Below are 22,470 nucleotides of genomic sequence, written 5' to 3'. Positions count from 1 at the left end.
CGCTTGAATGGAGGCATTGATGAAAGTACAGGTGGGTATTTTGTTGGCATCGTTGTGTTGCGGGCTGTTCGTCTTCGGGCAAAACGGCGCTGAGGTTCCAAGTTGTACCTGCACCGTGATCGCCGATGTGGTGGCGCTGGATCAGCCCTGGCAGGCCAACCGCCTCGGTGCCGCCATGACCGGCGGCAAGGTGTTCGCCCTACGGACCGATGTGGTGCCCACCGACCATCCGGTCGACGATTTCGGCAACGACATCGCACTCGAATCCCCGCCGGAACTCACGGCCGGGCAAGTGCGGCTCAACAACCGCAAGCGCCCGCGCCCCATCGTGTTACGGGTCAGCGAAGGAGAGTGCCTGGAGATTCGGTTTCAGAATTTGCTGGCCTCCGATCACGCGTCCGTCTATGTTGCCGGGCTCTCTTTGGTCCCGGTTGAGGGCCAGCCCGGCATCGCTTCCGGTGCCACCTACGTGGGTGCCAACCCTACTTCCGAGGCCGTGCCTGGGCCCGGTGGGTCCGCGGTTTACAAGTACTACGCCGCCAAGGAAGGCATGTACTTTCTCTACACCGGTCCTTCGGGTCCCAACGCCACCCTGATTCAGGAGGGCCTGTTCGGCTCGGTCAACGTGCAGCCGCCGGGCGCGGAATACTACCGCAGTCAGGTGCGTCGCACCGATTTGGAGGCGGCCGCCATGACACCCAAGCGCCTGCCGGCATCGGCTACCTTGCACGCAAAGGGGAGTGGGCAGGTCTTCGCGGCCGACGCGGGACCGGGACAGTACAGCCTGGCCTATACCGATGCCGAAGGGAAGGAGCGAACCCAAGAGGTTCGCATCGACGCGCGCGGTCACATGCGCAGCATGGAAGGTCACCCGTTGATCGACTACCAGGCCGCCTATCCGGACGGCACGCCGGTACTGCGCATGACCCGCCCGGTTGACGAACAGGGCAACAAGGAACTGGTGTACAGCGATCTGACCGCCATCATCACGGGCCCCAACGGCGGGCGTTTTCCGTTCTACATCCAAAGTCCGGTGTTTTTCGAGAACCCGGCTTCGCCCGATCGTCGCCAGCCCTACCGCGAATTCACCATCATCTACCATTTCGCCCTGGGGTTGACGCAATCGTTTCCCGTCTTCTCCTATCCGGACCTGTCCGGTGCCTTCGGGGCCGTGGCCGATACGTTCGGCATCAACTACGGCCTGGCCGGCATCGGCGCCGAAATCATCGCCAACCGCCTGGGCGTGGGGCCCGAGGGGTTCCACGGGGACGAGGTGGATCTCAAGTTCGAGGAATTTTTCCTGTCTTCGTGGGCCGTGGGCGATCCGGCCATGATCGTGGACGTGCCCGCCAACGCGCCCAACCAGGTGGTGCGCGACCCGGCCCAGGGCCAGCAACTCGAACAGGTGCCCCTGTTTCAGACCTCCGCCGACAGCGCCACCCTGGACGACCTGAACGACGGCAAGCTGTCGGCCGCGTTGGCGGCGGCCTTTGCCGCCTACGGCATCACCCTGACCAGCCCCGAGGTGGTGGTGGGCACCAAGTCCGACGACCAGACGGCCGGTGTTTGGGCGGTCACCGATCCCAACCCCGAGGACCAGGCCCCGCCCGCCAGCCGCATCCGCTATCCCATCGGCCAGATCGAAGCCGGCGGTAGCGAGCTTCAGGTGTACATCGGCATGCCGGACAACATCACCGCCGTCGCCATTTTCAATCAGGAAGCCAAGGAACGCGCCACCAAGGCCTTCTATCCCGACGACCCCTCCAATGTCTACCACTCCTACCTGCGCGATCACGTCAAGTTCCGCGTGGCCAACGCCACGTCCGTGGCCCATGTGCACCACCTGCACGCCCATCAATGGCTGAAATCGCCCAACAGCGACGACAGCCACTATCTGGACAGCCAGCTCATCACCGAGGGCACCACCTTCACCATGGAAATCGCCTACAACGGCAGCGGCAATCGCAACCAAACCGTGGGCGATTCCATTTTCCACTGTCACTTCTATCCCCATTTCGCCGCCGGCATGTGGTCGTTGTGGCGAGTGCACGACGTGTTCGAAGCGGGCACCATTCTCGAACCCGACGGCGTGGCCGCGACCCATGACGCCGAGGGCAACGTCCTGTGGAACCGCGCCTTGCCCGACGGCGAGATCGCCGCGGGCACCCCGATTCCGGCCATCGTCCCTCTGCCCACGCTGGGCATGGCGCCGATACCGGCGCCCGTGCGGCTGTCCAATGCCGAGGACCCCACCATCGACGGTCTCGACCTGGTGGGTCGCCGCGCCATCGTGCAGCCGCTGCTGGACGAGGCGGGCAATCCGGTGATGGACGGCGACGAACCCGTCTACGAAAACCCCGGCTACCCCTTCTTCAACCCCTCGGTCGCCGGGCACCGGCCGGTACATCCGCCGATGGACTACGCCTGGGCCGAGGACGAGAACGGTGAGCCCCTGCGCGACGAGAACGGCGACATCGTCTACCTGGACGGCGGGCTGCCGCGGCATCAGGTACTGGACGGGGAAGTGGTGCGCAACCTGTTCACTCGCTGGGACTTCAGCAAAGATTTCATTCTGTTCGATACCGAACGCAAGCGAGACCAGAACCAGGAGACCTACCTCGCGGGCAATCTGGTGGCGTACGAGGTTCCCGAGCGGGGGACCGCGGTGGAAAAAGCCGCCATGCGGTTCCACGCCCAACGCACCCATCCCACCCTTCAGCCCAACGGTCAGGCCGGGAACTTCACCGTCAACGGGTTGCCGCCGCGGCCCGGGGCGCCCTACGCCGATCCCGCCGTGGACAACGACGGCAACTCGGTTTCCAACCTGAAGCGCTACAAGGCCGCCAACATCCAGTTGGACGTGGTGCTCAACAAAAAGGGCTGGCACTACCCGCAGCAGCGCATCCTCGCCCTGTGGTACGACGTCAAGCCCACCATTTCCGGCGAGCGGCCGCCGGAGCCCTTCTTCTTCCGCTCCCACACCGGCGACACCATCGAGTACTGGCACACCAATCTGGTGCCCAACTACTACGACATGGACGACTTCCAGGTGCGCACGCCCACCGACGTCTTGGGGCAGCACATTCACCTGGTCAAGTTCGACGTCACCTCCTCCGACGGCGCGGCCAACGGGTTCAACTACGAGGACGGCACCTTCTCTCCCGACGAGGTCCGCGAACGGATCATCGCGCTGAACAACAACGGCAAGGGCGCCGAGGGCCAGGGCGGCATCTACCTCTTCGACAACGCCACCCAGTTTGCCGCCAACGTCACCCGGAACCTGGCCATCAAGGATTACCGGACCTTCTACCCCTTCTTCGGCGAGCCGCCGCCCTACCAGAACTGGGACGGCGCTCAGACCACCATCCAGACCTGGGACACCGACCCCCTGCTCAACGATCTCGGCGAGGACCGCACCCTACGCACCGTGTTCACCCACGATCACTTTTCGCCCTCCACCCACCAGCAAATCGGTTTCTACGCCGGCATGGTGGTGGAACCCGAGGGCTCCAACTGGTTTACCAACGCGCCCACCTGGTCGGCCGAGTTGACCGCGCCGTTCGAGGCGGTGGAGCTCCCGCCCTACACCGAGATGTTCACCCGTCCGGACGGTGGACCCACGAGCTGGCAGGCCATCATTCGCGAGGCCAACGCGCCGGACGCCTATCGCGAATTCATGCTGGAGTTTCAGGACATCCAGTTGGCCTACACCGCGGGCAGCGATTTCCGCAAACACCGCCCCGATCAGCTTTCGCCCTCCGTGCCGCTGTTCGGTCTGACCGTGCCCGCGGGCGATACGCTCGAGCCGGTGGACGCCCAAAACTTCCCGTACTGGCTGCGCGAGGCGTTCCAGTTGGAGGGCATACCGCTTTCGAACGAGGCGTTCGTCACCGCCACGCCGCCCCCTGACTGCGGGACTTGCGGCGACATCGCCGGCGCCTCGCTCACCGTGGTGGACACCACCACCGACAGCGGGTCCGGTGAATGTGCGATCGATCTCTATCCCATCGTGACCGAAAGCGGCGAGCACCAAGTGTTTTCGCCCTGCATCGGCTCGGGGTGGGGCGATCCCGCCTACGCCATCAACGCCCCCAACAACACCACCGGCAACACCCAATCGCCGTCACCCAGTGTGATCAGCGGGTTCCCGCCCAACGGGACCTACTCCGTGAATTACCGCAGTGAACCGATTCCGCTGCGGGTCGACACCAACATCGACCCCGCCGTCGCCGCCACCGAGGATGTGGATGCGGTGGATCTTGGCTTGGCGTTCACCTCCATCGAACGGATGGATCCCGACTTGAACCGCCAGCCGTTGGGGGCTTTGATCAATCCCGACGACGCCCCGTTCGTGACCGGGAACCCCGAAGAGCCCCAGCCCTTCACCTTCCCCAAGAACCCGCTCAATTTCAACGTGTCGCCCTACGATCCCTACACGCCGTTGATGAACGCCTATCAGGGCGACCGGATTCAGGTGCGCACCCTCGTCGGCGCCCATATCGACCCCCATTCCTTCCAGATTCACGGGGTGAAGTGGTTCTTCGAACCTTCCTACACCAACTCCGGCTATCGGTCGCTGCAGGGGATGGGTCTTTCCGAACACTTCGAAATGCTGTTCGCGTTTCCGTTCAGCGAGACCCAGGGGCGCGGTTTCTCCGACCTGCTCTACCAGCCCGACGCCTCCGACAACGGCCTGCTGAACGGCCATCTGGGCCTGATGCGCGGCTACACGGTGCCGCCTGCCGAAAGCGCCTTGGCCGACGCCTTGAACCCGGCCGAGCTGCCGCACCTGCCCGACAATCCCGATCCCGCCGCGGCGGCCGAGCCCATGTTGGCCCGGTGGCAGGAGGTCGTGAACACCTTCGACAACCCGAGCGTCGATCTCAAGAGCGGGGCCCTGCCGCGCAACTACAAGACGTTCCACGTGATCGCCACCACTGCGGCCCAGGTGCTGCGCGACGTGTCGGACGGCCGCATCGTGGTCAACGCGCGCGGCCAGGTGACCGCCAATTCCTCGCTGGGTGGCGATTCCGTGGTGGTCGAGCCCGGCACCGAACTGGTCAACCCCTACGGTTTGATCTATGTGCTGGCCGAAGACCTGGCGGGCATGGATGCGGCATCGGTGCTGCGCGGCGACCTCAGCGTGACCCCGCTCGTCTTCCGCGTCAATGCCGGCGACTGGATTCGGGTCAAACTTACCAACCATTTCTACCAGCGGGAGTTGTTCCGGTTCCCCACCGATGCCGGTATCGTTGCGGAACTGAACGACACCCAGGTTTCGCAAACGTTGCAGGACATCTTCGCTGTCGAGGGCATTGCGCTGGCCGACAGTGCCTCGGTGGTGGTGTGTGGCTGTGCGTGGCAGATCACGGGCACGACATCGGATGGTTGTGACGATCCGGATGCGGACGGCAATTGCAGCGTCACCTTCAGCGTCCAGCGCAAGGCCGGTTCGATGTTCGTGTACGACGCGGCCGAGGCCCTGGCTTGGGTCGAAGGCGCCGGCACGCCCTACAACGGGCTGGTGGGCGGAAACACCGGTTCCAACGACTGCACCCAAACCACCACCGTCGGGCCCGTCTGCCTGACCACCACCACCAACGTCGGCCTCAATCCCCAACTCGTCAGCCAGCAGATCACCGAGAGCAACGGCTTCAACCTGGGCTTCAACCCGGTGGAGACGGCGGTCGATGCGGGCCAAACCGTGACCTACTACTGGTACGCCGGGAACCTGGATGTCGACGGGGCCGGCCAGGTGGTGGAAACGCCGGTCGAGCTGGGTGCCGTCAACCTGCGTGCGGCCGACTACCTGGTGGCCTACCGCAACAACCTCTACGCGGCCATGATCGTCCAACCGGAACACAGCGTGTGGGTCGAGGACGCCGGCAACCGCGCCTACGCCACCGTTTTCGAACGGGGTTCGGACAGCTCGTTCGACGTGCGCCTGGATCGCCGTGGACGCTTCCTGTTCCGCGAGATGGTGGCGATCACGATCGAGAACCAAAACGCCTGGTCGGCTGCCACCCTCACCGATCTCAATCCCGCCACCAATCCGCCCTTCTCACCCCTGTTTCCCCTGAACTACAAGGCCGAACCCGCCAGTGAGCGAGACACCCAGGGCACCTCGGATTTCGCTTGGATGTCGAACAGTGTCGTGTTGACCGATCCCGACGACATTTTCTCCGGTGATCCCGAAACGCCCGTGTTCCACACTTCGGCCGGTGCACCCACCCGGATCCGCTACCTGTTCGCCGGCGGCGGGGTGCTCAACGGGCCGCAGTTGGTGGTGATGCTGGACGGACATTCCTGGCAGGAAGAACCCTTCATCGATGATTCCACGCGAATCGGCGACAACATCCGCTCCCAGGAAATGGGCTCGCAGCAGATTCTGCCCCACGAACCCTTCAACTTCATCCTGCCCTCGGCGGGTGGCCCCTTCGCCGTCCCCGGTGATTACGCCCTGCACACCTTCATCTGCACGGGCGACGGGAACTGGGGCTTGATGCGGGTCAGCGAGCGGTTGGTGCTCATCGATCGCGCACTGGACTACTACGGCCGGCTTCAACTCTCCGGACTCGTCCTGGAAGGGGCCGATGTGGCCGGAGGCGTGCCGGTCCACCTCACCCTGACCGACGGGGAAACCGGTGAAACGGTCGCGCTTGGCACCGTGGCCACCCGGGCCGACGGGTCCTGGTGGTACCGCTCGCTGCGCGCGGTGCCCAGCGGCAGCACGGTTTGCGCCGCGCTCGACGATGGGCGCTGCGGTACGCCGGACGGTCGTGCGGCCACGGCCAAGATCGACGTTCGCGCCGACGAGGCTGAAAGCGCCAAACGAGCGCCGAACCGTTCGGCCGTGGACACGGGAAGTGGTGTCTCGGCCGGCGGCGGGGAACGCTGAGTGGTGTTCGTTCGCCGTGGTTTTCGCATTTCGGATCCAGGGGAAGCCGCGTTTCCCGTGAACACGGCTTCCCCCACTCATTTCGTGATTCAGAGGGGCCCATGAAGATTCGTGCATCTCTTGTTGTGATACTTGGCGAGGCCACTTGTCGTCGATCGATGGTCACCTTTCTGGTTCTGACGATGATTGCACCATTGGTACCGGTGGGAGGGGCACTCGCCGCCGAAGACCCGGTTTCCCCATCGGCTGGAAGCGGGGATCGGGCGGCCGCCACGACCGAGGCACCGGCCGCCGACACGATTCGGGTCGGCGGTATTCAGGTGGCCTTCGAGGCGACCCATGTCGACCGCGCCAAACCGGCGGGTACCTACGTCGAGGGCGACGACCTGGTGGTGTCGTTCCGCATCACCGACACGGCGTCCGGCATTCCCCTGGAGCGTCTCTATCCGGCCGCCTGGATGGATCCGCGCGTCGGAAAGCGCGGCACCAACGACCGGCTCTGCGCCGACAAGGCCCGCACTTTCTTGAGCGGCAGCCTGCTCTCCAAGGCCGAGATCGATCTCAACGTGTTCTATGTGGTCGCCCTGAATCGCGACGCCACCATCACGGTCGTCGACCCGCTTTTCGGTTTCGGTGGCAGCAAACTGTTGGCGATGGTCCGGTTGGCCGGCCCCGGCGAGGATTGGGTGCTGACACCCGACCAGCGATTGTTGTTCGTCTCCACGCCCGAGGTGAACGAGGTTGCCGTGGTCAACACCACCTCGTGGCGCGTCGTCGCCGCGGTGCCGGTAGCGTCGTATCCGCAACGGCTCTACCTGCAACAAGACGGATCCTTTCTGTGGGTGGCCCATCGCGGTGGGGTGTCCGCCGTGTCCTGCGAAACGTTCGAAGTGGTCGCGCGGGTCGACACCGGTCCGGGCCCCCATGACCTGGTTGGCGATCGCGACAATCGGTACCTGTTCGTCGCCAATTCCGGTGCCGATTCGGTGTCCGTGGTCGATATGCGCCAACGTCGCAAGACCACCGATTTGCCGGTCGGCCGCCAGCCCATTTCACTCAGCTACTCGGCCACCGCCGAAAGCGTGCTGGTGGCTTGCCGGAAGGATGGCGTGATCGCCGCCATCGATGTGGCGAGTCGGACCCTTCGCGCACGGATGCCCACCGCTCCCGGCCTGCGCCAGGTCGCGTTCGCGCCGGATGGGCGTTTGGCCTTTGCCGTCAATCCCGAGCGAAACGAGCTGCACATCGTCGATGCCGCGCGCAACCGCATCGTGCAATCGGGCACCATGGCCGAACGCCCCAGCCAGGTGGCGTTCACCCATCAACTGGCCTATGTGCTCCACGAGGGCGACGACACCGTTTACATGATCCCGCTGACCGAGGTGGGGGTTCCCGGCAAGCCGATTCCCCTGATCGACTTTCCCGGCACCCATTACCCCGTGCCCGCCAAACACGAAACTCTGGTGACCGCCTTGGTGCCTTCGCCCGTCGACAAGGCCGTGATCTTCGCCAACCCGGCGGACAGCGCCATCTACTACTACCGCGAGGGCATGGCGGCGCCTTCCGGGCAGTTCAACAACTACGGCCACGTGCCTCGCGCCGTGCGCGTGCTGGACCGCAGCCTGCAGGAACGGGGGCCCATCGGCCTGTACCAGACCACCGCCCACCTCCGCAAGGCCGGGACTTACGACGTGGTGTTCTTTCTGGAGAACCCTCGGGTGATTCACTGTTTTCAGTTGGAGGTTTCGCCCGATCCCCGGCTCGTGGCGCAACGTCGTCACCGAGAAGTACACCTGCAGTATCTGACCCGGCCGGGTCAAGTGCCGGTTCAGCGGCCGACCCCCCTGGATTTCCGCATCGTGGGTGCCGACGACAGGGCCCGCACCGGCCTGAAGGACCTCGAGGTTCGCTTGGTGGCTCCTGGCGGAATCTGGCATAAGAGGTTGGAAGTAAAAGAGATCGGCGGGGTGGGTTACCGGGTGGTGATCGAGCCCCCGAGGCCTGGCTACTACTATGTGTATGTCGCTTCCGACAGCGCGGGCCTGAAAACCACCAACACCAATTACCTGGTGGTCAAAGCGGCGAAGCCGGCCGAACGCGCCGCGGCCGACGAGGCCTCCACCGCAGAAAGACCGGGAGGTGGCCATTGAATCGCTTTGTCGGAGGGGCTTCGGCCCTGTGGTTTTGCCTGTGGCTTCTGGTGCCTGGCGTCGCCGGCGATGACCGGGCCAAGGTGGTTTCGCCGGCCTCACTGAACGTGCCCAATGTAGACGTCACCGATCAAGACGGCCGCCGGTTGAAGTTCTACGACGACCTGATCAAGGGCAAAACGGTGGCGATGAACTTTATTTTCACCAGTTGCCCTACCGTGTGCCCGCCCATGGGTGCCAATTTCGGAGCCTTGCAGCAGCGGTTGAAACAAAGTCAGGTTTCCGAGGTTTCTCTGATTTCGGTGAGTATCGACCCCGTCACCGATACCCCCGCGCGCCTCAAACAATGGCGCAGCCGGTTCAAGGGCGAAGCGGGTTGGCACCTGGTGACCGGTCGGAAACAGGACATCGACAAGCTGCTGAAAATGTTGCGGGTGTTCGCTCCCGACATCAACACCCACGCACCTTTCGTGATCATCGGAACCGACGGTGGCCGCGATGGATGGCGCTTCGTGAACGGGCTGACCGCGGCGGAAAAGTTGGCAGAAATGCTGACCGAATCGTCGGGGGTGCGGAAGCCGGCGGTGGCACCTTCGGCAAAGCCCGACGCTTCCGATCAGGAGCGCGGTGCGACCCAGCCTGACACGACGGAAGGTCGGTTGGGCGCCGCAGCCCGCTATTTCGGCGATACGCCGTTGGTCGATCAGCACGGCCGCGAGCACCGCTTTTACAGCGATCTGATCAGGGGTAGGGTGATTGTCATCAACACCTTCTTCACCTCGTGTACCAGCGTGTGCCCGGCCACCATGGGCTCCCTCGCCAAGGTGCAGGACTGGTTGGGCGATCGTCTGGGGCGCGAGGTGTTCATCCTCTCGATTTCGGTGGATCCCCGCAACGACACGCCCGAGCGTTTGGCGGCTTACGCGCGCGACATACAAACCCGTGCCGGTTGGTACCTGCTGACCGGTGAGCGCGAAAACGTCAGCCAGGTGCTGCAAAAAATCGGTCAGTTCACCGAGAACCGCGACAGCCATTCCAATGTGTTCATCATCGGCAACGACCCGACCGGCTTGTGGAAAAAGGCGCTCGGGCTCGCGCCCGTCACCGAGATCATTCCCATCGTGGCCAGTGTGGTCGAGGATCGTGGATGAGGGCTCGTGATCCGTCCTTACGCGGCCCGCTGCGAAAGAGGATGGGGGTCGGGATCTTTCTGCTCGTTTGGGCGGGGTGGGTGAGCGCCGTCGCTCGCGACGACCGAACGACGGCGGTTGCGGCGACATCGGGACTGGGCGAAGCGGCGTTGCGCGGACAGGCGATCTACGAGAAGGGGGTGAGTCTTGCGGGAGGGACCATCACGGCGGTGTTCGGCTCGCCGCCGGTAGCGATCGACGCCGCGGCCATGCCCTGCGTCGGTTGCCACGGAGGCGATGGGCGCGGTCGCTCCGAGGGCGGCGTGGTGCCGTCCGACATTACCTGGGCCGCGCTGACCCGGCCCTATCACGTCACCACCGAGAAGGGGAGGCGGCGGCCGCCCTACGACGAGGCCTTGGTGAAAAGGGCCGTGACGGCGGGGCTGGACTCGGGTGCGACCCCTCTGGACCCGGTCATGCCACGCTACGGTATGGCGGAGCGGGACCTGGCCGATCTCATGGCTTACCTTCGGGAGATGAGGACCCGGCGCGATCCGGGGGTGGCTCCCGATCGGCTCGTCCTGGGCGTTGTGTTGGGGGACCGAAGCCAGCCCCCGGACTACCTGCGTGGGGTGCGACAGATCGCGGCTGCCTTTTGTGCCGACGTCAATGGCCGGGGTGGGATCTTCGGCAGAATGCTGCAACCCGAGTTTCTGGCATTGCCTGCCGATCGTGGCCGGTGGAAGGAAGTCCTGGGCGCCTTTCTGGTCCGGCGGCGCCCCTTCGCCCTGATCGCCGGCACCACCGCGGGTTGGAAATCCGAGATCGAGGCGGTGGTCGCCGAAACCCAAACGCCGATGATCGCGGGCATGCGGCATTTCCAGGGGCAAGCGGCTCTGCCCGAACGGCACCTCTTTTATGTATTGGCCGAGCCGGGCGACCTGGTTCGCGGGCTGGTGGCTCGGGCGGCGGAATCGATGCGTGCGGTGCCCACGGCGGTCCTGTGTGCCGAGGGCGAGATGCCTTTGGGTCGCTTGGCGGTAACCGCATGCCGGCAAGCGGGTTGGGAGGAGCCGCCGCTTTTGGTGGCACTGGAAACCGAGCACGATGGTGCCGCTGCGGCGCGTAGCTTGGAGGAAAAGGGTGTCGGTTTGGTGTTTTTCCTGGGTGGGGGCGATGGCCATCCGGGTGAAGCCGCATTGTTGGGTCAGGCGGTGGCCATGTCCTGGCGGCCGAAGGTTTATGCTTTGGGATCGAGGGCGCGCCCGGAGCTGTACCGCCAGGCCGGGGCTTTTGCCGACCTCGTATTGGCCTGGCCGGTGCCACCGCGGCCGCAGGCCTGGGAACGGCACCGCGATTACGCTCGACTGATGCGCGAGCGGGGACTGCCCCGGCGGCTCGAGGCGGCCCAGGTGATGGTACTGGCCTCGTTGACATTGCTGCAGCATGCGCTGCTGGATTGTGGGCGCCGCGTCAGCCGAGAAAGGCTGGTGGAGGCCTTGGAGCGCTGCTACGACTGCGAGATCGGGTACGCGCCACCGGTGACTTACAACCCCAACCGCCGCGTGGGATCCCGGCGGGTTTTCTTCAGCCGGTACCACCCCGAAGGTGGCAAGATGACTGATTTGGGAATGATCGCCCTGGACGCCGACGGCCGATTGGAGATGAACACCGAAACGCCGTGACAGCCTCGCTTGCCACCGATCGATCGAGTCGATCGAGCCGATCGAGCCTCCCGATAAATGGATGGGGAAATGACCTATCTTGAAGCCAACCGGCTCGAGGTGCCCCAATGTCGAGCAATTCATCATGCAAAAAAGCCTATCGGGGCCGGAGAGTCCGCCGGATGAACATTTCCACCGGTTACCGGCACGTTGACGGTTGATTTTCTGCAAAGACTGTCACGGTTCGTTGTTCGGCGAAAAAACTATTGAACGAGATAGTCTCCGAGTCTTAATTCCGGTGAAATGATTAATTTGCTCGTGACTTCGGCCTGTGTTGGAGATCCGGTCTCTGTATGATTTAAATCATATTGGCCTTTTTTCTCTCTGGTTGAAACTGACGATCGATAGAAGATTTCTTTGCATCATACCACAGCCCCCACCCTGATTTACGATGATACCCGCGATTGAATGAGCCTTTGGGAAAGCGACTCGATGTCGGGTTTTGCACACGGCAAGAGAGCCCGAGAAAAAACACCTCCCGCAAGAAACCGACGCATCGTCTTCTTTCCTCATGACTCCTATGAGAAACAGGTCACGTGGTATTCGAGAAAAAAGTTCTCTTCCATCTGCCATGAAACGAGATGGCATGACGTGTCCAGAGCCGAATGAACGAACGGATGCTCTCGAGGAGAAATGATGGTCGCCAATCCCGAATTGAAAAAAATTGAAAAAACCCTGAAACCGCTTAACTTCCCCACCCGCTTCGCGGTGGAACTCTGTGCCGACTGCAATCTTAATTGTTCCATGTGCCACCACGACCGGATGGTGCGGCCCAAAGGCGTCATGCCCTTCGGCCTGTGGAAAAAATGCGCCGATGAAATCGCCGAGGTCGCTCCCCGGACGGATGTTTGGTTCTCCTTCTGCGGCGAGCCGCTGCTGGAACCGGAGTTGCTCCTCAAAATGCTGACCTATGGAAAATCGGTCGGTCTCCGCTCGCTGAGTGTCAATACCAACGGCATGCTGCTCTATCCCGAGATCGGAAAGCGGCTGCTGGAGACGGGCATCCAACGCATCGTCTTCGGGATCGACGGATTCTCGGCCGAAGTTTTCGAGAAATATCGGTTCGGTGCCAAGCGCGATGTGGTGTACCACCACGTCGAGGAACTTCTGAAGATGCGTGCCGAGATGGATGAGGGGCCGGAAATCCTGGTCCAGTTCATCGTGATGGACGGGAACCGTCACGAGATCGAGGCATACAAGGACTATTGGTTCGAGAAGGGCGCCACGGTCAAGATACGTCATATGCTGAGTTGGGGTGGACAGTTTGAAACACCGCTCGATATTCCAGCCGAAGATCGCATCGCCTGCCCCTGGGCCTTGACCATGATGCACGTATTCTGGGACGGCCGCGTACCCCGCTGCCCCGGTGATACCGAGGGTGAGGAAGGGGTCGGCAACGCCTGGCACGACAGCTTGACCGATCTGTGGGCCGCTTTGGGCGGCTACCGCGACAAACATATCGGTCACCGATTCGATGAACTGCCCGACCGTTGCTCGGAATGTACCGACTGGATGGTCGGTGCGGCCCAACGAACCCGCCCCGACGGCACGACCTTTACGGTGCTGCCCACGGAAAAAGGGGAGCTTTAGACATGACCACCCTGTATTTGTGCGGAGCGGGCAACGTCGAGGGAATGCGCCTGGCCATCACCGTGAACCGCGCCACCCGGCGTTGGGATCACATCGCCGTCTTGGATGATGATCCGGCCAAGCGAGGCAAAACGATCCTGGGTCTTACCATCGAGGGACCCTTCAGTTTGCTTGGCGAAGTCTCCGGGTCGGTCGAGGTGGTCAATCTGGTCACGCGCACCACCAGGGGGCGTTGGGGGGCCAAACAGAAAATTGCCACGTACGGGCACCCTTTCGCTCCGTTGATCCACCCCAATGTGGATACGTTTGGAACCGAACTGCCCGAAGACGACATCACCATCTACGAGTACGCCACCATTTCGGCGAACAGCGGTTTGGGTGAGGGCTCCGTCGTCTTCAACGGCGCGATTACCGGACACGGCAGCAAGATCGGCAAGGGTTGCGTGCTCGCACCCGGAGCGGTGGTCAACGCCCGCGTCAAGATGGGCGATTTTGCCTATGTGGGTTCGTGTGCAACCGTTCTGCCCGACCTGAGCCTGGGTGAACATGCGGTCGTGGGTGCGGGCTCGTCGGTGATCGAGGATGTACCTGCCGAAGTCACCGTGATGGGCGTTCCCGCCGAAATTCTCGGCGCCGAACCGGTCGCCGGCCAAGACCGGGCCGTGGCGGCCGTGGAGCCCGACGAAGAGATCGTCAACGGCCTGATCAAGGTATGGCAAGACCTGTTGATCACACCCGATGAAGACGAGGAACCGCGTACCTTCGACAGGGAAACCCGCTTTTTCGATGAAGGCGGTACGTCGATCCTGGCCCAGGTGATGGTGAAGCGGGTCGAAGAGGAATTGGGATTGCGGGTCAAACATTTCGATGTGTTCCGCTTCCCATCGATTGGTGCCCTGGCCATGCGACTCACCAACCAAAGTACGCCTGCACCCAGTTTCGATGCCAAGGCCCGGGCCGCCAAGCGGCGGAGCAGCAATCCGAGACGTCGTGTACGGAACTGAAATCTGCCCAACAGTTTCCGATTTTCCTTAAAGACAACACAGCGGTCCGCGCTCGCGACGCAGCCGAACGTGGATCGCTGACAAGCAATGCCGGCATCAGCCGATCATTCAGACATTACGGAGCACGGGGTCATGCGAGCTCAACAGGGTAACCCAGACCCGGGGTGCCCGCATGTCCTGAGGGGCGTCGTGCGAGGTAGGATCATCGGCCCGATGATCTTTTCGAAGCAAACCAGATCGAAGGAAAGGTGCTCGTTCAAAACTCGAGCCCTTCGCCGGGGTAGATCGGCATAGGGAGATCCCGAACTTTGTGACGTCATCTCCCGGGCGGCTTAGCGTGGTCTGGGGGGCATCGTGCGAGGTAGGATCATCGGCCCGATGATCTTTTCGAAGCAAACCAGATCGAAGGAAAGGTGCTCGTTCAAAACTCGAGCCCTTCGCCGGGGTAGATCGGCATAGGGAGATCCCGAACTTTGTGACGTCATCTCCCAGGCGTCTTTGATTGCTGCGATCCGTCGACCCGCGGGGTTCCCCTTGACTACTGCGCGCTCGCGCTGAGCGTACCGGCCAGGGCGCGGCCGGTCCATGAGGTCGTGACTTTGGTCAGATCCGCCGGCAGTCCGCTGTAAAGCAGGCCTCCACCCTCGGCGCCCGCTTCCGGGCCCAGGTCGATCACCCAGTCCGCGTGGCGGATCATGTCCAGGTTGTGCTCGACCACCACCACGGTGTGGCCGGCCTCCAGCAAACGATCCAGGGCATCCTTCAGTTTGTGGACATCCTTCGCCTGCAGGCCGCGCGTGGGTTCGTCCAGCAGGTACAGCCGCGGTTTGGCGCCGTCCGCGCCGCTCAGGGCGGCTGCCAGCCTCAGACGCTGCGCCTCGCCGCCGGAAAGGGTGTTGCCCGGGCGACCCAGCCCCAGATAGGGTAGGCCCACCTGGATCATCGCCTCCAGACCGGCGCGGACCTTGGGTTGATCCGCGAAGACTTCGTGGGCCGTCGCCGCGTCCATCGCCAGGATGTCGGCGATGTGGTGGCCGCGGTATCGGCAGGCGAGCACATCGGCGGTGAACCTCGCGCCGCCGCACTGTTCGCACGGCGACCAGACATCGGGCAGGAGGTCCAAGCTGGTACGGATGCGGCCCATGCCTTTGCACGCCGGGCAGGGACCGCTCTTGCCGCTTTTCGCCGGGGCGTTGAACGAGAATCGCTGTTTGGTGAGGCCGGCGGCCTTGGCCGCATCGGTCTTGGCGAGCAGGGTGCGGATGGGGTCCAGGATACCCAGGAAGGTGGCCGGCGTGCTGGTCGGGGTGCGCATGCTGCCGCCCACGGCGAGCTGGATCGGCGCCTCCAAATCCAGAGCACCTTCAAAGGCGGTGCAATTCACGGCGCGTCCAGCCGCGGCGGAGGCCGCGAGAACCCCGAGGGCCAGACTCGACTTGCCGCTGCCCGATACGCCGCTGACGGCGGTCAGCCGCCCTTTCGGGATGCGCAGATTCAGGTGGCGCAGGTTGTTGGCGTGGGCCCCTTCGATATCGATCCAACCCGTTTCGCGGTCCAGGGTTCGCGGATCTTCGGAGTTCCCGAGCGGGGGAAGGTTCGGTTCCCCTCGAGGCGGGCCGGCGTAGATCAGCTTTCCGCCCTCGGCGCCAGCACCGGGTCCCAGCGCCACCTCGTAATCGGACGCGGCAATCAGGGCCGCGTCGTGTTCGACGACCACGACTCGGTTGCCCCGGTCGCGAAGTCGGCGCAGGTGGGCGATCAAGCGTTGTACGTCGCGTGGATGCAAGCCGGTGGTGGGCTCGTCGAGTACGTAGGTGATGCCGCGCATGTCGGCGCCGAGCGCGGCGGCAAGGCGGACGCGCTGGGCTTCGCCACCGGAGAGGTCCGCCACCGGACGGCTAATGGTCATGTAGCCCAATGACAATTCGTTCAGCGTACGGTATCGGTCGATCAGGTTGGGGACCAACGTCTCCGCCACGGCGCCCTGGGTCGCGTCCAAACCCGATGTAGTGGGATCCTCGATCAAGCCCTGCAAGCGCGAGAAGGCCTCGCCCACGGAGAGATCGCACCATTCGGGGAGGGTTGCCCCGGCGAAGCGGACGGCGCCACTGCGCGCGTTGAGGCGACCCCCGTGGCAGCCCGGACAAGATCGGGCGGAGAGCAGCGGCAGCAGGGCGCCGCCGCGGTGATCTTCCCGCTTGCGCGCGTACTCCTCGTCCACCAGGTGCGCGAAACCCTTCCAAGCCGTGGTCCACTGGTGGCTTTCGTCGCGCGTGTCCCGCTGGAAATGCCAGGTGGTCTCGTATTCCCTTTGGCCACTGCCGTACATCGCCAGGGTGCGTGCCGCTTCCGGCAGGTCGCACCAGGGCCGGTTCGGATCGAAGCCGTGGGCGGTGGCCGCGGTGGTCCAGATGGCGCAGAATTGGCCGCGCGGGTCGCCGTAGAAGCGACCGGTCTTGGTGCCGGCCATGGCGCCGTCGGTGAGGGGCCGGTCGGCGTGAGTGATCAATTTGTCGGGATCGCAGCGCAGGAGGTGACCCAAACCATCGCAGTCAGGGCAGGCCCCGGCCTGGTGGTTGAACGAAAATGCCGAAGCAGGCAGCCGCCCGGCCAGGGGGCTGGCCTCGCCTGGCTCCTGGCCGGCGCGCGACATCAGCAGGCGCCACAGGTCGTTGATTTCGGTCATGGTTCCCACTGTGGCGCGGGGATTGGCGGCCGGCACCCGTTGACTGACGGCGATGGTAGCGCTCAATCCTTCGATGCGGTCGAATTTGGGTCGTTCGCCCATGTGGATGAAGCGACGGGCTTGGGCCGACAGGTTTTCGCAGAACCGCCGATGCCCCTCCGCGTGGATGGTGTCGAATGCGAGGGAGCTCTTGCCGCTGCCGGAGGGGCCCGTGATGGCGATCAGGGCGTGGGGAGGCAGGTCCAGATCGATGTCCTGAAGGTTGTGGGTCGCGACGCCGCGCAGTTCGAGCGCACGCGGCCCGGCGTCGGCCTCGAGAGAAGGTCGGGGGTGGGAGAAGGGCGGCAGGATGCCTGCCTTTCGTTGGCGCAGCACGAGGCCCGTCAACGAAGCCTCGCAGGCGGCCACCTGATCCGGCGTGCCGTGAGCCACGATGCGACCGCCCTCCGTGCCGCTGCCCGGGCCGAGATCTACGATCCAATCCGCACGGGCCATCACTTCCGGGTGGTGCTCCACGGCGATCACCGTGTTCCCGGCATCCACCAGGCCTTCCAGGGCGCGCAACAGTTTGGCCGTGTCGGCGGCGTGCAGGCCGGTCGTCGGTTCGTCCAGAATGTACAGGGTGTGGGCGGAGTCGGGCCGCCCGAGGGCCGAGGCCAGTTTGATGCGTTGCGCCTCGCCGCCCGAGAGGGTCGTGGCCGGCTGGCCCAGGTGCAGGTAACCCAGTCCGACCCATTGCAGTGCTTCCAAATACCGTTGTATTGCGCGACGGTGCTTGACGATGGCTTTCGAGTCCGGTGCGGTGTCCGGGCGCGTGGCGATGTCCTCGAAGAAAGCCGCCGCCTCGTCCACGGTCTTGGCGAGTAGGTCCGCCACGTGGCATCCCTCGTAGCGAATCGCCAGCACGGCTTCGCCGAACCGGTCGCCGCCGCAGGTCGCACAAGGCACGTCCACGTTTTCGAAGCCGTGCATGCCGATGGTTTCGAGGCCCGAGCCGCTGCAGGCCTCACATCGACCGCCTTTGACGTTCATCGAGAAGGCACTTTTGCCCAGGCCGGCTTCCTGGGCCGCGGGCAAGGCCGCGAACAGGGCACGCATGGCGTCGGAAAGGCCGGTATAGGTGGCCGCATTGCTTCGAGGTGTGCGGCCGATGGGGTTTTGGTCCAGGTGGACGACCTTGGCGATCGGGTCGGCGCCTTCCAGAGCCCGGTGCGTGCCGGGGATGCGGGTCGCACCGTGGAGGTCGCGCAGCAGTCGGGCGGCGACCGTGCCGTCGACGAGGCTCGACTTGCCCGCGCCCGAGATGCCGGTGACCACGTTCAGCGCCGTCAGTCGGAAGGTCACATCCAAATGGTCCAAATTGTGGGCCGAGGCGCCCAGGACGCGGAGTTCGCCACTTCCGGGACGTGGGTGGCGCTCGGCGGTGACCTCGTCGACGGGACCGCCGTGGAGCCATGTCGCCGTGGCTCCTTCGTGGTTGGCGGCTAAATCGGCCGGGTGGCCCTGATACACGAGCCGTCCGCCGTGGCGGCCCGCACCGGGTCCGATATCGATCAACCAGTCGGCGGCGCGCTGGGTGCCGAGCGCATGGCCCACGGCCACGACCGTGTTGCCGCTGTCCACGAGGCGGCGCAACACCTTCAACAAGTTCTCCTGCTCGCAGGGATGCAGCCCCATGGCGGGTTCGTCCAGCACGTAGAGCAGACCTTCCAGTCCGCCGATGACCCGGGTGGCCAGACGCAGGCGCCGCACCTCGCCGCCGGAGAGCGAGTCGCAGCCACGGGCCAGGCTCAGGTAACTCAGGCCGAGCTCGTCCATCACGGCCAGACGGCTCACCATGGCGGCGGCCAGCGGTTCCGCGATCGCCTTCGTTTTGGCCGGCCAAAAGGGGCGGCACAGGCGATCGGCCAGTTCGCGGGCGGGCAGGGCGCTCCATCGAGCGATGTCGTGACCGTCGAGATAGACCGAACGGGCGTATCGGTTCAAGCGAGTGCCGTCGCAGGCGGAACAGGGACGCGAGCGGACGAACCGCAGGATATTGGGGTTGCGATTGCGGCCCAGCGTCTCTTCCATGACGGTGATGATGCCCTTGTAGTAGCCCTCTTCGCGCGGTTTGGCAGTGATGCCGCTCCATTTGAGCCGCGACTCCAGGGGGTGCTTTCCGAAGGGGACCTTGAGCTTTTTTGATCCGAAAAAGATCACGTGACGCTGATCGTCGCGCAGCTCGCGCCAGGGCGTGTCCACGTCGAATCCGTGTGCTCGGCAAATCTGGTCGAGCACGTCCATGGTGACCTGCGAATAGACGATGTAGGCTTTGGGTGTCGTGGGAACCAGCGCCCCCTGGCGCAAGGTCTTTTCGGCATCGGCCACCAACAGCTCCGGGTCGACGCATTCCTCCAGACCCAAGCCTTGGCAATCGGGACAGGCGCCAGCGCTGCCGTTGAAGGAAAAGAGCCGGGATTCGCGTTTCGGAAAGGTCGCCCCGCAAGCGCCACAGCCTGGGCCGGACACCTCCTCCGGGCCCACAGCTTCAGCGGGTGGGATCGGCGCGCCGCAATCTGCACACATCGTTTCGCCGACGCGGGCGAACAGCAGGCGCAGCAGGTCGTAGATGCCGCTGAGGGTGCCTACCGTGGATCGCGGCCCGCGTACGGCAGCCGTCTGGTGGACCGCCAACGCGGGTGGGAGCCCCTGGATCTCGGTGACCGCGGCACGACCCAGCTTGCCGAAGAATTGGCGGGCGTAGGTGGAGAAGGTCTCTAGGTACCGCCGCTGGCCCTCGCGGAACAGCGTGTCCAGCGCCAAGGAAGATTTTCCGGAGCCGGACACGCCGCTGATGACCGTGAGTCGTTCATGGGGAATGGCCAGGTCTAGATGCTTCAGGTTGTGGGCATGGGCGCCGCGAATGGTGATGTGGGTCTGCCGCGTTGGGGCCATGGTTACCTTCCGGGGGGCGGTTTTTCAAACGGCCCTCAAGGTAACACGATCGACACCGGCCGCGCGACCCGACGCGGCCCGCGCTCACCGCTTCACGATGCGGTCCAGGAATTCTTGATAGGATTCTTCGCAGGTACTCTCTTCCAGCAGCTCGCAGGAGAATTTGGCGCCGCGCTTGCGGTAGCCGATCATGTAGTTCACCGATTGGCTCAACTGAGCCTTGAGGCGGTCGTTCTTGCTGAGAAACTCCACCCGTTGGCGAACCCAATCGAGCAGGGTCATGCCGTCCAGTTCGCGGTGGTTGAGGTACTCCGCCAGGCCGCGTTGTCCATCGGGGTTTTTCAGCAGTTCCACGAATATGATTTTCACGACCTCGATCGAGCGGTAATAGGTTGCCGCGCGCAGCAGGCTGCCGCCGGAGAAGGCGCCGCGCTTTTCGCAGTCGCATTTGTTGTAGTCCTGAATCAGGTTGAATTCCATTTCGCGCTGCAGCCGCATCAATTCCTGCGAAAAATTGTCGGCGTTGCGCGAGCGAATGATCTTACACAGTTTGTCGGAAACCTCGTCCCAATTGGGCTCGGCCGTCGGTGGCGCCGAGCTGCCCGATTGGGCGGGTAGGGGAATCCAAACCAACAAGATCCAAAGCCAGAGGCCGGTTTTCCACCGGAAACCTCGAGCACTGCCAGGCGTGAAGGGGTCGGTCGCGGCATGCGACCGGCCGATTGTCGAACGAAGGGGGTATTCCATCGATATCTCCCACGAAGTTTTTCGAATTTCGCGGTGTGATACTGGGGCGGACCGGAGTCGTCCCTGCCACCTGAGCGGGCAGCCTGAAGTCCTTTCCGATCGGCACCGTCCCGGGTCCGCGAAAAAATGGAAAAACAGAAATGAATTCGAAACCAAGAAAGAGGACTTCGGGGTGAGTTGGTGGCATCGGCGGGTTTTCCCGTGGAAAACCCTTGATGGCCATCGCTTTTCCGTGGTGGCGCCTAAAAAGGAGTACGACTTGGAGTCGTGACGCCCCCAACGGCTACGTTTTCGGATTTTCGCCGAGAAAGCGATTCCTCGGGCGCTGAAGACAGGTTAGAAGGGATTCAATCTTGGTATGCCTGATTAAATCGGGGTGTCTCGAGTTGCCGAAAAGCGGGTGGTTTTAGGAATGAGGTCAAGAAGCTCGTGGTCGAAATGTTACCGAGTGTCCCCGGTGAATTCAAGCTTCTTGACGGGATGCAGCAATTATTATTTATCGAATAACACCTGAGCTTCCCCGTGTTGGGCGATCAGGTCGTCGACGTGCTCCAGTATCTTTTTCTGACGGCGATGCAGTGCGATGAGCTGCATTCGATTGAGATGGGGCTTCAGTTTCTTGTTGATCGCTTTCTTGTCCCAGTTCTTCAATTTCTGGTAGACGTCGCGCCGCATCTTGGTGAGATCGTCCAACTGGGGCAGCACCGAATCGGGTTTGAACGAACGCGAATGATCGATGTACCAGACGTACCAGCGGATGTCGTAGAGGTAGTTGAGCTCGTTGCGATCGAAATTGTAGATCAGGACGTCGAAGGCCTTCATGGTCTGAAGCTGGTGCTCGGCATTGAAAAAACTGGGGAACGGGATCTCGTCCATCACCCTGGTGCGGTCGGTGATGGCCAGCTCGATCCAGATTTGGAGCGATCCCTCGATGCCCTTGTAGGTGTAGGGAATGACCGGCGGCACGTGGGGCAGGCCCAGGTGTTCGGCCAGCTTGTAGGCGGCCAGCTCGAATTTGTAACTGTCTTCGAAGTAGCGGTGAATCTTGCCTTCGATCTCGATGCGGTCTTCTTTCCGCTGGATGTGGCGAAAGATCGAGCGCAACCGAATTCCGTCCTTTTCGAGGGTCAGGCGAAAGGGTTTGGTGATGCCGCTGCCGATGACGTCCTCGGCGACGACTTCCGCGTTGGACAAAAAGTCGCGGATGGCTTCGTCGTTCTCGAAGGGAACCGGCTTGCCTTTCTGGTTGGTGAGCACGCGCTTGCCGATCAACTCAGGATGTTGCTCGATTTGCGCCCAAAGGGGCGCGCCCGAGAGGATGAAGACGGAAACGAGAAAAATGCTGAAGAGAAAAAAGTTCTTGTGAGGGGACTGGGGAAAAAAGCGGGTGCTGATGCTGGAAGCGTGGGGGCGATGCGAAGTGGTTCCTTGAGGGCCTCGCACGAGGCGTTCGTGACTCGATGTGCGCAGATGTTTCACCTGTTCCTCACCTATTCAAGATCTTGATGTCGTGACCCGAGTTCGGGCACATGGGTTGCCGTCCATGGAGCCGGATTTTCCCGGTCGAAGGGCTTGCGGACCCAACCTGAAAGGTGTGGTCCCAT

The 22,470-nt window shown here is 63.4% G+C and carries 9 protein-coding genes; 6 read left to right on the top strand and 3 right to left on the bottom strand.

The features are described 5' to 3' along the window. The first annotated feature begins 19 nt into the window (after window positions 1–19). The 6 genes from J3U87_RS00170 (at window position 20) to J3U87_RS00145 (ending at window position 14,496) form a co-directional block, all read left to right on the top strand. The gene (locus J3U87_RS00170; protein ID WP_237380953.1) at window positions 20–6,898 is read left to right on the top strand and encodes a hypothetical protein; all 6,879 of its coding nucleotides are present in this window, start codon (window positions 20–22) and stop codon (window positions 6,896–6,898) included. Between the two features lie 182 nt (window positions 6,899–7,080). Then, window positions 7,081–9,048: a YncE family protein gene (locus J3U87_RS00165; RefSeq protein WP_237380951.1), complete on the top strand. Its 1,968-nt coding sequence runs from the start codon at window positions 7,081–7,083 to the stop codon at window positions 9,046–9,048. Next, window positions 9,045–10,199 carry an SCO family protein gene (locus J3U87_RS00160; protein WP_237380949.1) on the top strand — a complete coding sequence of 385 codons (1,155 nt, stop codon included), beginning with the start codon at window positions 9,045–9,047 and terminating at the stop codon, window positions 10,197–10,199. The genes J3U87_RS00165 and J3U87_RS00160 overlap by 4 nt, the downstream gene beginning before the upstream one ends. An 80-nt stretch (window positions 10,200–10,279) precedes the next feature. Continuing rightward, window positions 10,280–11,863, top strand: a complete 1,584-nt coding sequence (locus tag J3U87_RS00155) for a c-type cytochrome (RefSeq protein ID WP_237380947.1) — start codon at window positions 10,280–10,282, stop codon at window positions 11,861–11,863. A 672-nt stretch (window positions 11,864–12,535) separates the two neighbouring features. Continuing rightward, the gene (locus J3U87_RS00150) at window positions 12,536–13,492 is read left to right on the top strand and encodes a radical SAM/SPASM domain-containing protein (RefSeq protein WP_237380944.1); all 957 of its coding nucleotides are present in this window, start codon (window positions 12,536–12,538) and stop codon (window positions 13,490–13,492) included. Between the two features lie 2 nt (window positions 13,493–13,494). Beyond that, window positions 13,495–14,496, top strand: coding sequence for a phosphopantetheine-binding protein (locus tag J3U87_RS00145; protein ID WP_237380942.1), 1,002 nt, complete (start codon window positions 13,495–13,497; stop codon window positions 14,494–14,496). Between the two features lie 538 nt (window positions 14,497–15,034). Here the strand turns inward: J3U87_RS00145 and J3U87_RS00140 are convergent. The 3 genes from J3U87_RS00140 to J3U87_RS00130 all read right to left on the bottom strand — a co-directional run bounded on the left by J3U87_RS00140 (window position 15,035) and on the right by J3U87_RS00130 (window position 22,345). Further along, window positions 15,035–20,119 (bottom strand): excinuclease ABC subunit UvrA, encoded by a 5,085-nt coding sequence (locus J3U87_RS00140; RefSeq protein ID WP_237380940.1) that lies wholly within the window; start codon window positions 20,117–20,119, stop codon window positions 15,035–15,037. Window positions 20,120–20,203: 84 nt separating this feature from the next. Next, window positions 20,204–20,866: a hypothetical protein gene (locus tag J3U87_RS00135; protein WP_237380937.1), complete on the bottom strand. Its 663-nt coding sequence runs from the start codon at window positions 20,864–20,866 to the stop codon at window positions 20,204–20,206. Window positions 20,867–21,358: 492 nt separating this feature from the next. Continuing rightward, the gene (locus J3U87_RS00130) at window positions 21,359–22,345 is read right to left on the bottom strand and encodes a hypothetical protein (protein ID WP_237380935.1); all 987 of its coding nucleotides are present in this window, start codon (window positions 22,343–22,345) and stop codon (window positions 21,359–21,361) included. Between the last annotated feature and the right edge of the window lie 125 nt (window positions 22,346–22,470).

Origin of the sequence: Sulfidibacter corallicola (assembly GCF_017498545.1) — a bacterium.
Classification (GTDB): domain Bacteria; phylum Acidobacteriota; class Holophagae; order Acanthopleuribacterales; family Acanthopleuribacteraceae; genus Sulfidibacter; species Sulfidibacter corallicola.
The sequence above is the reverse complement of the archived record's forward strand: the minus strand, read 5'-3'. Positions and strand labels throughout refer to the sequence as shown.